Annotated in this window: 1 protein-coding gene; it reads right to left on the reverse strand. The window is 73.8% G+C overall.

All coding sequences use genetic code 11. The annotated features are described in order from the left end of the window. On the reverse strand, positions 1-522 hold a 522-nt coding region (locus RF644_RS18865; RefSeq protein WP_368797672.1), incomplete at both ends, for a helix-turn-helix domain-containing protein.

Genomic DNA, 522 nt, shown 5'->3' on the forward strand with positions numbered 1-522 from the left:
AGAGGAACCCGATCGTGGTGGTCGCCGTCTCGTCGGCGAGGGCCTCGGTGTAGGCCAGCCGGGAGAAACCGTCCACGGCCGAGTGCAGATACGTGTAGCCGACTCTGGCCCCTGGCCCGCGCTTGGCCGCCTTCGCGGCCGTGGACCCGCGGCCGTGGGCGCGCCAGCCGCCGCCCTCGGGGATGCGCCCGACCTTCTTCACATCGAGGTGGACCATGTGCCCGGGCCACGCCGCCCGGATCCGACCAGGGACCCTGCGGGAGTTCTCGCCCTCGGAGGTGAGGTCGCGCAGGCGGGAGATCCCCAACCGGTGCAGCCACCGGCCCACGGTGCGCAGGCTGATCTCGATGGCTCGCTCGGCCAGGTGGCGGTGGATGCGCCGCGCCGACCACTTGCGCTTCCGGCGGAGGGCCTCGATGAGCTCCACGACCGTCGCCGGGGTGCGGGTGCTGCTGTGCCGCGGGGTCGACGGGCGGTCGGCCAGCCCTGACTCGCCGGCCTGCAGGTAGCGGGTCACCCAGG

The organism is Kocuria sp. CPCC 205258 (assembly GCF_040981005.1).
Lineage (GTDB): Bacteria > Actinomycetota > Actinomycetes > Actinomycetales > Micrococcaceae > Kocuria > Kocuria rosea.